This window comes from Chryseobacterium sp. RU33C, assembly GCF_900156015.1.
Lineage (GTDB): Bacteria > Bacteroidota > Bacteroidia > Flavobacteriales > Weeksellaceae > Chryseobacterium > Chryseobacterium candidae.
Map to the genome: position 1 here is coordinate 26241 of NZ_FTMT01000014.1, position 13783 is coordinate 40023.

The following is a 13783-nucleotide window of genomic DNA, read 5'->3' on the forward strand; positions in this document are numbered from 1 at the left end:
TTCTTTTTTTTAGATAATAAAAAATTCTCTTCAATAAGTATTTTGAAGAGAATTTTTTTTTTGGATATTCCGGTAGACTTATTTATTTTATTCTTTACTGCTATGGAACGGATGAAGCTTTTGCAGCTTCGGTACTGCTGTCTCCAGGATTATAATTAGTAATACTCAAGCCTAGTAATTTATTAATATAATCAGTGCTAAAGGGAAGAAGTATTGATGGTATGAAACAACAAATAAATAAAATTAAAAATACTTTGTCTGGTAGTATACCTTAAAATAATAATAGCTTATTCTTTCTTTAAAAATTGAAATACAGCGTATCCTTATTGTCTATAATCAAAGTATTTATAACGGGCAGAATGCTCTTCTTTAATGAGGAAATGAAGATGCTATACCAGTTATAAACAGGCGGAACAGCAATTTTGAGTTGCTTTCCTGCCTGTTTTTTTTACAAGATATTTTTCTGAGAATTGTAAGATTTGAATTCGTTCTCAAATGTTCTCACCATCTGTGAATCTGTTTCGTAATTCTTACCTTAGCCTTTTCACAGAAACCTGTGTGACAGGACCCTGACCTGTACTTCCCAGACTTTGAGACCTCCATATTGTGTTTTCAGTATTTGCACCTCTGAATGAATAGGTAGTTGAAGCAAACATCGGAATCGAAGTAATTAAAGTATAAGTTTGTAGTTGTTTTGCTGCTGCTGAATAATAGTCATTAACCCGGGCAACCCAACGGTTGGTTCCGTTATCCCATATTCCTATTACTGGAGTTGTTCCACCCGTGTTGTTATCTACCCATAGTTGTACATTCATTGTAACCAGATAGATCCCATCAGCTGATACTTTAAAAGAATTGCCGGTAAGTGTACCCGTATATAGGTTTTCGTTGTCTATAATTTCATTGGTTAAACTTCCCACAGATACTGCGGACGTGGCACTAGGATCACCAGCTATAATAAAGTCATTGGCCATTTGTACGGATATTTCCTGAGCTACTATAAACTGGCCGTTTACAGCAATTATAGTTCCTGTGGCGTTCGGAACACCGGCCAGAGTCTGCCATGAAGGGGCAACTCCAGGACCATTGGATTTAAGAACCTGGCCTGCAGTACCAGGATTTCCCGCAGTGGAGGCTGTGCCTCCTACATTTAATTCGTTGGTAATCTGAACAGTACCATTTACATGTAGATCCTCCTGTGGAGTTGATGTTCCTATACCCACATTTCCCCCGGAATCAACGGTCATTCTTTGGGTGTTATTGGTAAAAACATTAACAGGAATTGCTGTGCTGGATCCCATATCCAAGCTGGTACTATTTCCATAAGCACTGACTATTGCTTTTCCATTATCATTTGCATACACCGATAAAGTTGCAGCGCCTCCATTGGCAAGAAATGATCCTCTTGAAGAACCTTTTGCTGCAACAATACCTTCAGTCCCAGTCGTTCCAATAGTCACATTATTGGCTCCGTTTGTAAAAGCCAGTGAATTTCCTGCGGTAGTAACCACCCTGTTTTCCCCAAGAGTACCGTCTGCTGTATAGATATTAGTGGGAGAAGCTCCAGCTGAGCCTCCATCGGTAGACCTCCAGAATGAATTACTGAAAACAAACTCCAACGCTTTGCCGTTAGGAACAGTAACGCCATCCAGCGTAGCCCCAAATCCTCCAGTAGTGTTATTATAAATTATCAGTCTCTGACCGGCATTCGGAGCTGCCGGAGCCGTAATGGTTACTGTTCCTGTAGCAGTGCCGGTAAGCCGTACCAAACTCACATTAGCAGGAACTGAAACGGTATTACCAGCAACGGGTAAAGCGGTTTCACGGTTGGTAATGGCTCCGTTCACATCCAATGTGGTACCGGGAGCGGTAAGACCCAGTCCCATGTTACCATTAGACGTCATTACCAGATCATCTTTAGCCTGAGCGGCCGTAGGCACTCCTGTTGCTGGATTATTTTTTAACCCGTCAACATTGAATACTCCCTGAGGATTAGCTGTATTAATTCCCACTTGTGATTTTACCACCAGAGAAAAGGTGGTAAGCAAGCCTGCTAATAATAAATTTCTTTTCATAATGTATGGTATTTGAATTTAAATTAAACTAAGATCTCCTTTTATCGATCAAAGGCTCTGTAATAACTGCAGAGCATCCTTATGTTTTATATTTATATATTGAGTAATAGGCTATAGTTTTAATTTGTAATATTTGATATTTGTAAAATGAATTTTTGGTGTAATTGATTTCATTGTACATAATCATATGAATGAAATTTCTTAAGCTTAAGAAAATAACTAAGGCCAGAAATTATATTGAAAAAGGCTGAATCATCTGAACCTGAATATAAATGAATTTGTTGTTATTTTTGTGATTTGGATTTTATTAAAGCAAAACTAACGCTTATTCCAGATTGTAGTATATTTTACACGTACAGCAAACATGCATCATGTGCATATTGCATATACATCATATATGCATTATTCCAGTATTTTTTTATCCTTTTTATGTGAAATAATTAATCTGTTATACCTTTTCTATTTAAATCTTAAAAAACTGTGTTGTTAGAATTCATATTCAATTTTTTTTATATAATAAAAAAACCTCTTCAAAATACTTATTGAAGAGGATTTATTGTTTGGGATATATTCCGGTAGACTGATTTATCTTATTCTTTACTACTATGGAACAGGTGAAGCTGTCGCTGCTCCGGTACTGCTGCCTCCAAGATTATAACCACCATCACCCAAAGTGGTCATTTGTTCGTTGGAAATGATCAGCAATCTGATTCCCCATACGAATGTACTTCCTGATGAAGTAGTTGCATTAGGAACATCAGCATATATTCTCCAGGTTCCGTTCTGCGAAAAGGTATAGATATCCGGCACCTGAAAATCAAAACTGGTAGAACCGTTACCTTTAAAGCCGGCATCGGTGGAGCTATGATTGTTGGTGTCAAATCCCACAACAATAGCCGTATATTTATTTACTGGTATTTTGGTATCAAAATTAGATACAAAATCTCCATTTGGATTTGTAAAGGTGTAGTATTTAAAGTACATTTTTGAAACAGGTCCTATTTTCCCCCAGTCAGGAGCTGAACTTGTTCCTCCGTTATAGTAAATTCCTTCTCCCTGAGGTGACATGGCTGTATTATTGTTATAGACCAGAAGCCCTTTTGCTGGTGCGGGAACAGTGCTGGCATCCGATGTGGAGGAAAGAGATACTCTAGGTAACAAAAGACCTTTATTGCTGGAGCTTATATCCAGTAAGGCAGAGCTGTCCGGTATGCCTGTCCCTACCCCTACATTCCCGGAAGGAGTAATTACCACTTTTGCACTATTGTTTGCCATCAGATTCAGATTATTTGAAGTAGTAGTCCCCAAGTAACCCGATCCTCCACCAATATAGGTTTTCAGATTGATCGTTCCATTGGTGTGATTCAAACCGAAGCTATTATCAGGGGTACTGATAGTAAGTTTGGTATCAGGAGTAGTGGTGCCGAGACCTACACGGTCATTGGCCGCATCCACTGATAAGGTACTTCCATCTACAGAAAATGCATTGGTTTGTGTTCCTGTAAAGGCAAGGGTGCTGGCTCCCTGTGTAACGGTACGGTTTCCTGTCAGAGTGCCATCCGTGTTATAAATGTTGGAAGATGCAGGTGCAGCCGGTAAAACTTTCCATGTTGCCACTCCATTGGCATCAGAGGTTAAAACCTTATCTGTACCTTGTGTTCCGTCTACAATCTTTAATGCTCCGCTTGTACCGGATTCAATTTGAAGCTTATTGGTAGGATTCGTTGTACCAATACCAATGTTTCCTGAGGATTTAATAGTCAGTCTTGGTGCAAAGTCTGTAGCATTTCTGGTGGAAAACTGTAAGCCGGCATAACTGTTGGCAGCATCGCGGTCAATACCTGTAATGCTGGCCCCGGAAAGTCCTGTTTCAGATGTTGATGGAATAAAACCCAGCTCAGCAAACTGGCCACCGGTACCATTTAAATTATACAAAGTAATATTTCTTGATACTCCTTGTGCACAAGGAGCACCACAATTCTCAATTCCCGCAGAAATGGTATTGGTTGTTGCTCCTGCGTTATTTTGAACAGACAGGGAAGAAGAAGGGGCTATGGTACCAATTCCTACTCTGCTATTCGCGGCATCCACAGAAAGGTTTTTCCCGTTTACAGAAAATGCATTAGTCTGTGTCCCTGTAAAGGCCAATCTATTAGCTCCCTGTGTAACAGTACGGTTGCCTGTAAGAGTTCCGTCTGTATTATAAATATTACCTGTTACAGTATTTGCCGGATTATGTAGCTTTACCCAAGCTGTTCCATTGTAATAATAGTATCCTACAACATCTATATTTAAAGCAGTCCCGGTTTGTGTTCCTGTACTTACATTATTTACATAGATCAATGTTGATGACGGAACTCCGGTCATACTCTGAGCTTTTTGTCTGTCTACTCTTGGGATGAGGAGGCCTTCCACTGCAGGACCTGTACCTGTGCTGTTTTTAGCTGCTACTTCAAGAGTTGCGCCAGGGGTTGATGTATTAATCCCCACCTGTGATTTTGCAACCAATGAAAAAGTAGTGAGCACACTTGCTAGTAATAATTTTTTTTTCATAATATATAATAAATTTAAATTAATATTTATTTGTGTTGATAGTTCTATCATTGAAGTTGAATGTCCTAATATGCTTATGCATTATTTCATTTTTAAATCAGCTGGCAAAAGTAATACCTGGTGGAGTTTGTAATTTGATTTATATATACATCATAGGTACAATATGTATACATTTTACATACATCATATGGTATTTTTGTTAAAAAAAGAAGATTGATATATGGAAAAATTATTAATAAATTAATACGTATGAATGTGATTTATTTTCTGTGTGCTGTATGTTCTCAGTTATCTTATTGTGTTTCTAATAATTCACTTAAAAAACTAAAATATAAATTGATTGCAAAGATAATTTTGAACTATTCCGGTATTGACTGATCTATTCATTGTTTGATGTGTTGTTATGATTCAGTAAGCTCCCTGTACTATTTTTGCAATAAAATCCTGTTGAAATATGGAACGTTTTTTAAGATTTCCACAGCTGGATTTCCTTTGCTTTAATGAAATTCAAAACATTAACAAAAAATTGGCAACTAAGAATCCGTCTTTTTATCGCGTTAATGCATGATGTTGTATTTTTGATGTATCATATTATCATGTGCTTTTTCTGCATTTTTCTTAACCTTACTGAAAAATACACAAACATTTCACTTATATGAGAAAAGCATTTTATTTACTTATAATTATTTTATCTATTCTTGCCGGGCTAATAAAAATAATCCTAATTCAGTGTTACCAAATAAAACTGCAATTAATTATTCTATGAAAAGCTCTTACATGATTCCGGATTTTGCAAAAAAAGTAATATGCAGATTCAAAGCTTATTATATTTTGCGGAATAACACATTAATGTATTTAATGTGTTTATTTTCAATCTTTTACCACTTGTGGTTTACCTATTTTGAATATGCTGATCTGATACGCTTGTCATGATAATGTTATTGAAATTTTGTTGAAATTTTGTTATTTTAAGTAATTACTAGTTATTATGTTTTTTTTAAAAAAAATAGAAAAAATAATTTTATTTTCTTTCTTAATGTTCTGCATTGAGCTATTTTCACAGCAATACACGAAAAATGATATTGATTCTTTATTGATAAAAACAAACGAAGTACTCCGAACGAGAATTTCTGATGATGATCTCATCCGTTGGAATAAAGGGATCATAAAAATAGCCGTTCAAATTAATTATCGTGAAGGAGAGGCAATGGGATATGCCAATATTGCCAACCGATTTATATTTAAAGAAGATTTAAAGAAGGGATTAGAATACCTGAACAAAGCTGAGGATATATCTAAGAAAAGCAAAAATGATTTTCTTATAGGTAAAATAAATGCTGAGTACGCACAAGTTTATAATAAGATGAATGTAAGCAAATTAGCTTTGGGATATAATTCAAAAGCTATGAACTATGGGTTAAAGTTAAACAGAAATAACCGTGAATGCCGTCTGTTTTTACGCTACGTCTATTCAACCAGATCTGTGTACATGTACAAGGTGAATCAACCAGATTCTGCAATTATTTATCTTCATAAATCAATGAAAATAGATGCGAACCCACTGGATGTAGCTAATATTGCACAGCACTACACTTTTTTTGACGTGAAACCTGATTCTGCGAAGTATTATTTTCAAAAAGCTTTTGCACTTTTAGAAACCAAAAATTTCAAAAATAACAAATATCAGAGGGCTGTTGTTTTAAAGAATTATGGAACATTTCTGAAAAGTCAGGGGAAAAATAGCCAGGCCATTGATGTAATTAAGAGGTCTACAGAGTTTGCAAAGCAGGTTAATAGGCCGGCAATTATTCTTAACAATTATAAGGAATTGTCTACACTTTATAAAAAAGAAGGAAATTCTGATAAAGAAAATGAATATCTTAATAAATCGATCTCATTGCAAGACAGCTTGGATGCCAACCAAAACCAAGCCATAGATCTTTCCATTAACAGATTGAATAAAGAAAGCGAAAATGAAAAGGTTCAACTTAAAAATCAAAATAATGCCACTTTATGGTATAGTAGTATTTCAATATTGTTGATTATTTTAGTTACCATTTACCTTTATTTACGTATAAGAAAGAAGAGAAAGAAGCTCATGGAAAGCGAAAAAATAATTTCTGAAATAGAAAAAGAAACGAAAGATCTGAAAAGAAAGCTCAATGAAAATTATGAAAATATCATCCAGCTTGCCAAAGAAAAGAAAACTGATTTTTTTCCTAAATTTCAGGAAGCATATCCGGAATTATGTAATGAGTTGTTAAAAATAAATTCTAATCTTTCTAAATCTGATTTATCTTTTTGCGCCATGATATGGCTGGGTTTTTCGTCAAAGGAAATTGCTCAGTATATCTCTATGGAACACAGATCTGTACAGACAAAAAAGTATAGGATACGAAAAAAACTAAATCTGGAAGCTGAGACTGATCTGTATCGTTTTTTCAGATCTATATTTGAGCTATAAAAATTTTGATTAACACTACAAAGCTATTCAGTTTTGGATTATATTGGGGATTTCTTTTTGTCCGGGAACTTGTGATGCTGTCCATGCATTATAACACCGTTTTTCATCTGAATTATTGTCAAGGAACTTAATACTTTTCTTTTTCTGATTATATTATGGTATAAGTTTTAGAATTTTTAATGGATTGATCATAAAAAGAATATAGTTGTTTAGTTTTTTCCATAATTATTACTATTAAGCAGATGGAGAATAATTCTCTTATTAACCAAAATGATTCTTTTTTGCATGGTAAGAGATGTACAGTATCATTTCGGAACTTTACTTTCCGCCCCTTTACTTCAGGCACATTAGCCCGTTAATTTTGTCATTTATTATTTTGGAGGTTAGTTGTTCCTTATTTCTGTGATTTTGAAAAAGCAATAACCTTTTTTTGATATTATTAACTATCGATAAAAAAGGAATCAATAAACAATTCATTGTAATTTTTATAATTAGATAGTAGGTTATTTTAAATATATAGATTATTTGAATTAGGAATGTTTTTTTATATGAGTTTTTGAATATTTAAGATATAATGTATGAATGATGTATCGTGATGTAGGGATGATGTAGGGTTGGAGTTTGGATTTTATTTCAAGTGTTCTAATATTGCACTGTCTTAATTCTATGACACTATTTACAACATAAATGATTTTTTAATACCTAACTAATTTATTTAAATTAATTAATACACAAATGATGAAAAAAAAATTATTGTTAACAGGCATATTTGTTATGTTTTCACTGGCGGTCAGATCACAAGTGGGGATTAATACAGGTAATCCTCAGGGAATATTTAGTGTTGATGGGCTAAAAAATAATCCAGCAACCGGAGTGCCTTCTGCCGCTCAGGCTAAGGATGATTTGATAATGTCTCCCAATGGAAATGTCGGAATTGGTACAATTTCTCCAGGTACAGCTTTAGATGTAAACGGAGCTATTACCAACCGTGAAACCGCTTTAGCCGTTGCTGGTAATGCGGTTGATATTCCTGCTAATGTGAGTTTGGTACGGCTTACCGGAGCTGCTACAGCCAATGTGGCCATTTCAGCATTTGCTGCTCCTAATCCCGGTCAGCGACTTATTGTCTATAATGCTACTACAGGTGGATTTGGAGCAACATTGGATGGCGTTACCATTCCAAATGGCAAGGCACTGGAATTCGTTTTCAGTAACTCATTCTGGAGGTCTACCGATGGAGGCTCAGCTGGAACTTCTTCTGTGAATATTTATAACGCAGACGGAACTCTTACAGGAAACCGTACTGTTACACAGGGAGCCAATACCCTGGCATTTACAGGAACGCAGACCAATGCATTCTCTGTAGATGGAAATACTTTATCTGTGGATGCTGCCAATGACCGTTTAGGAGTTGGTACCACAACCCCTTCAAACAAATTACACGTAGAAGGCAGCCAGCTGCTTAATGCCGCCGTTACAACAGCCCAGACTAAAAATGCATTAGAAATTAATGTTGGACAGGATGGTTTCAGCTATGGTAATCGTGCAGAAAATTTCGGGATCAATATGAAGTCTTCTTCTTCTGCATCTACAGGACCTATTTCACGTATTAACTTTGGTGATGTTTCCACAACAACAGCAACAGGTAATCGTTACCTGTCTTTTAGTGTTGGTCAAACCCCTAACGAGCTGATGTACCTTACAGATGCTAACTCCGGAAGAGTGGGAATAGGAACGGTGTCTCCCACCAATAAGTTAGTGGTTACAGGTATTAATGCCCAACCTTCAGCATTAGGTACAGCCAATACCAATGCCACGCTTAGAATTGATGGAAACACCAGCCATGCTCTGGACTTCGGAACCTATACCAACTCTCCCTTTGGATCTTATATTTCAAGTCAGAACAAAACTGCTGCTACAGGTCTTCCTTTAGTGTTGAATCCAGTGGGCGGAAATGTAGGAATTGCTACAGCATCCCCCGGAACAGCACTGGATGTGAATGGAGCCATTACCAACCGTGAAACTGTATTAGCTGTTTCAGGCAACAGTGTTACAGTTCCTGCCAATGTAAGCCAGGTACAGATTACCGGAGCTGCTACAGCCAATGTTGCCATTTCTGCACCTGCTGCTCCCAACCCCGGCCAGAGACTGATAGTTTATAATAATACTACAGGAGGATTTGGAACTACACTGGATGGCATAACTGTTCCTAATGGCAAAGCATTGGAATTTGTTTTCAGTAACTCATTCTGGAGGTCTACCGATGGAGGCTCAGCTGGAACTTCCCCTACTAATATCTATACCGCAGACGGTACTCTTGCAGGGAACAGAACGGTAACACAGGGAGCCAATACCCTGGCCTTTACAGGAACACAGACCAATGCATTTTCTGTGGATGGAAGTACCTTATCAGTGGATGCTGCCAATGACCGTGTAGGTCTCGGCACCACTACTCCTGATACCAAACTTACTATCAGTACCCCTGATAATAGTTTTGGTTTGAATCATACCAACGGCACAGTTAATCTGAAAACCTATATTGGTGGAGGGACAGGTTATATAGGAACCACTACTCCGAACAATCTAAACCTTACGACTGATAATATAGCAAGAGTAACTGTTACCTCTGGAGGAAAAGTAGGTATGAATATGTCCTCTCCCGGAACTACACTTGATGTGAATGGAGCTATTACCAACCGTGAAACTGCTTTAGCCGTTGCTGGTAATGCGGTTACCGTTCCTGCCAACGTGAGCCAGGTACAGATTACCGGAGCTGCTACAGCCAATGTGGCAATTTTTGCTCCTGCTGCTCCCAACCCAGGGCAAAGATTAATTGTCTATAACAATACCACTGGCGGATTCGGGGCAACACTGGACGGGGTTACCGTTCCTAATGGAAAAGCATTGGAGTTTGTATTCAGTAACTCTTACTGGAGATCTACAGATGGAGGAACTGCGGGAGCAGTCCCACAAAATATTGGCGATGTTAAGCCCAGTTTTTCAAATGCTGATCATAACGGATGGGTAAAACTAGATGGAAGACCAGTAGGTAATCTGACCGCAACCCAAAGAGCTGCAGCAAATTCTTTAGGCTTTGCATCATATATTCCTAATGCTACCAACTCTTACTTAGTGCAGGATAATGCCAGACTGGGAAGTGTAAACAGCAGCAACAACCGCAAAATTTCAAGAAATCAGTTGCCTGATTTCCAGTTGTCAGGATCAACGAGTTCAACGGCTCCGAGTATAAGATATGATATTATCTATAATAATGGTAAGCCATCAGACAACGTAGAATCACGTACATTTTTAGCAGGGAAAATAGGTACTGGCTGGAGACAGCAGGACAATCGTAATACTAATGTACTGGCTCAAGATGCGCACAACCATACATTTACTACTAATAGTGTAAACGGTGGTGTAGCACAGCAGTCCATCAATATACAGCCGCAAAGCTTAAGTGTAAATATGTTTGTTTATTTAGGAAAATAAGTAGCAAATCTTATCAATAAAACATAAACAATTTCAGATTTTTAATTTGGGAAAATAGAAAAAAATAAGGATTTCTTAATGTTGAAAATCTGTAATATAGATTTTTAATGTGATCATTTTCAGGATGTTTAAAATAAGCTATACTTTTGAGTATAGCTTATTTATTCATTAAGAATAGGATCTGCAATAAAATACCTTAGCTATTTTTCAGGTAATTGGTATTATGAACGAATAATCTAAAAGATTATAGGGAATATTCATAAGATAAAAATAAAAAACACTTCAATTAATTTATGTTTGATTACAATACAAGTTCTAGAGAAAATCATCAAAATATGCAACATCCTATGTTACGAAAATTAGGTCTTATTGGAGGTCTTTCCTGGCATTCGACGCTTGAATATTATGTTCACCTGAACCAAACAATAAACGATCATTTTAGTAATAATACAAATCCTCCTCTTGTATTAGTAAATCTAAATCAGTATTATATGCATCAATTACAACAATCGGATCATTGGGATCTAATAGCAAAAATGTTGATTGAAGCTTGTGATCAGTTGTATAAAGCCGGAGCATCTGCCGCAATGTTTTGTGCAAATACACCCCATAAAGTGTATCATGATGTACAAGCAGATAGCATGATTCCCATACTGCATATCGGAGATGCGATAGGCTTTGGTATTAAAAAGAAAGGACTCCGTAAGGTTGGGCTTATTGGGACAATATTTACCATGGAGGAACCATTTATTGAGAAAATCCTTAAAGAAAAATATGACATTGATATGATAGTGCCTGATAAAAAAGAAGACAGAAAAAAGCTTCACAGGATTATACAGAAAGAACTGTCACTCGGTATTTTTAAACCTGAAACAAAAAAATATATCCTGGATCAAATTGCAATCCTGGAAGCAATGGGAGCTGAAGGTATTATATTGGGGTGTACAGAATTCCCTCTTATTGTAGGACAGAATGATTTGAAAATACCGGTGTTCAATACTACATTATTACACGCTCAAATGGGAGCGGATTTTATTCTTGGAATTAATTTTTAAATACTTATTTATAGAGTATTAATTGTTTAGTTTTGCATGGTTCATAGAAAAATTACATATCCGGGAGTGAGAGAATATGTGCCCTGATTCTTCTTTACTGCTAATAAAGATTTAAAATAGTAATATTTTATGAAAATTGAGGCATGAATTATGAGAAGTGTATTTAATTTGTATATTTGGTTTTATTTAGAATAAATAAATATAATTAATACAATTTTATCCATTTAATCCACAATTCTTACTAAATACTATGAAAGAACAAAGCAAAAGAATCCTTACTCTTGATGTAATAAAAGGTATAAGTGTTATCGGAATGATCATTATACATACCTTGTTGGTATATGCGAATGTAAAATCACAATATGAGACAGCTATCGGCAGTTTTATTGTTTTTCTCGGAAGGGGAACTTCTATTTTTCTGATCTGTATGGGAATCACCTTCATGACTTCCAGCCATCAAAGCCTTATAAGTGCTTTAAAACGGGGCATTTTACTGGTATTTGCGGGTCTGTTTATGAACTTTATGAAGTTTATGATCCCTGTGATTTTTAATTTTGCTCCCGATAATTTTATTCAAAAATACGGATGGCATGCGCCTATAGAGCAGCAGTACGTATATCTGGTACAGTTGGGAGATATTTTACAGCTTGCGGGGATGTCTTTATTGTTCGTCGGATTTATCAGAGAGTATGTGAAAAATAAGTATATCATGTTGGCTATAGGTTTATTTGTTGCATTAATATCCAGAGAGGTAAGCGGAATTAATCCGGATTATCCTGTGATCAATTATATTCTGGATTTACTTTTCAATACTGATTATCCTGCCTATGTTTATTTCCCTGTTTTTCCATGGATGGCTTTTATCATCATCGGAATGTTCTTCGGGAAATGGTTTCAGGAACTGAACTACCATACCAATCAGCTATTTAAAAATATGCTCTATGTGGGATTATTATTCATCGTGGTAGGAGCACCGTTGGTTTTTCTATATGGAGATTATCATTACAATGGCTTTTATCATATGGGGCCCGGAGGCGTTGTCTATTTTGCAGGCTGGACTTTACTGCTTTTATGGCTGATTAATATTATTACAGTCAATGTTAAAGAAAATAGCTTTATGCGGATCCTAAAATACTGCAGTAAAAATTTAACTTCAATGTACATGATCCAATGGATACTGATTTCATGGGGAAAAGGTATTTTCGGATACAGACAGCATGAAATTGGATATGTATCCCTACTTATCTTATTATATATTATTCTCACTTTTTTAATGCAGACTTTGGTGGATCTTATAAGAAAGAAAAAGACCCTAATAGACTTCAGTTTAATATCAGGTGATAAAAGAATTTTGAAATAATAATTCAATCTTATCTTTTCAAAAATTATAAAACCACGGTGAAAGTTTACTGTGGTTGAGTTTTGAAATCTCATTCAGTTTGGCCTCAGTAGTGCCGAGAAGATCAGCAAAATGAGAGACCTGATAATTATTTTTAAAATTATTTCTTACACTTTCAAGAAACTTTAAAAATAAAGCATCGGGTTTCCAGATCTCATTACCATGGGCAATTTTACTGCGGTTGATTTCTATCAGGAGCAGTTTAACCAGAGAATGTGTAGAGATCAGATACTGATAAGGCTGTTCCTGGATTTCTTTTTCAATAGTATTCAATGTTTCAGAGAAAAATTCAGGATGTTGTACAGTGATCATTTCATTCATCCCAAAATGACAAAAGAGGCCATTGTGGAAGATAAGTTCAATATCACTGTCACTTTTACAGAAAAAATCCAGCGTAAATTCCAGTGCTGTAAGTTCTCATTCAACAGATTTTAGCTGATGGAACTGTCCTGAAGTAATGGTTACAGCCAGACCGGTTTCATTATAAAAATATTTTTGTAATCAGAATTTCTGCATTTTCATGTTGACACCAGAATAAAATGTATCTGATGATCCGTCCTGGTTCAGAATATACTTTCTGGTTAGAGTGTTTTCTTATATCAATTATTTGGGGAAATTGGAACTTAGGGCTTACTAAATTACAAAATGTTTAAATAAATTGACTTATCCTTTTAATTAATACTCGGGATTAATGATTAACAAAGGTTTTCTTATTGAGAACCCTTCAACAGGCTCACGGTGACAA

Annotated in this window: 7 protein-coding genes; 4 read left to right on the forward strand and 3 right to left on the reverse strand. The window is 36.0% G+C overall.

What is annotated here, in order from left to right; translation table 11 throughout:
• Positions 1-530 precede the first annotated feature (530 nt).
• Together BW946_RS12660 and BW946_RS12665 are read right to left on the reverse strand one after the other, a co-directional pair.
• Complete coding sequence (locus BW946_RS12660) at positions 531-2075, reverse strand: hypothetical protein (RefSeq protein ID WP_076596538.1); 1545 nt, start codon at positions 2073-2075, stop codon at positions 531-533.
• 603 nt (positions 2076-2678) lie between these two features.
• Positions 2679-4628 carry a hypothetical protein gene (locus tag BW946_RS12665; RefSeq protein ID WP_076596539.1) on the reverse strand — a complete coding sequence of 650 codons (1950 nt, stop codon included), beginning with the start codon at positions 4626-4628 and terminating at the stop codon, positions 2679-2681.
• Between the two features lie 1036 nt (positions 4629-5664).
• On the opposite strand from BW946_RS12665, the gene BW946_RS12670 reads away from it, so the two are divergent.
• The 4 genes from BW946_RS12670 (at position 5665) to BW946_RS12685 (ending at position 12999) form a co-directional block, all read left to right on the forward strand.
• On the forward strand, positions 5665-7092 hold the full coding sequence (locus BW946_RS12670; RefSeq protein ID WP_170872083.1) for a LuxR C-terminal-related transcriptional regulator: 1428 nt from the start codon (positions 5665-5667) through the stop codon (positions 7090-7092).
• A 735-nt stretch (positions 7093-7827) separates the two neighbouring features.
• Complete coding sequence (locus BW946_RS12675; protein ID WP_139326002.1) at positions 7828-10584, forward strand: beta strand repeat-containing protein; 2757 nt, start codon at positions 7828-7830, stop codon at positions 10582-10584.
• Between the two features lie 293 nt (positions 10585-10877).
• The gene (locus tag BW946_RS12680) at positions 10878-11639 is read left to right on the forward strand and encodes an aspartate/glutamate racemase family protein (RefSeq protein WP_083688867.1); all 762 of its coding nucleotides are present in this window, start codon (positions 10878-10880) and stop codon (positions 11637-11639) included.
• 250 nt (positions 11640-11889) lie between these two features.
• Positions 11890-12999, forward strand: a complete 1110-nt coding sequence (locus BW946_RS12685) for a heparan-alpha-glucosaminide N-acetyltransferase domain-containing protein (protein WP_076596542.1) — start codon at positions 11890-11892, stop codon at positions 12997-12999.
• Between the two features lie 18 nt (positions 13000-13017).
• Here the strand turns inward: BW946_RS12685 and BW946_RS21685 are convergent, their stop codons facing one another.
• A complete protein-coding gene (locus BW946_RS21685) occupies positions 13018-13350 on the reverse strand; it encodes a hypothetical protein (protein WP_228402577.1) in 333 nt (110 codons plus the stop codon).
• Positions 13351-13783: the final 433 nt, after the last annotated feature.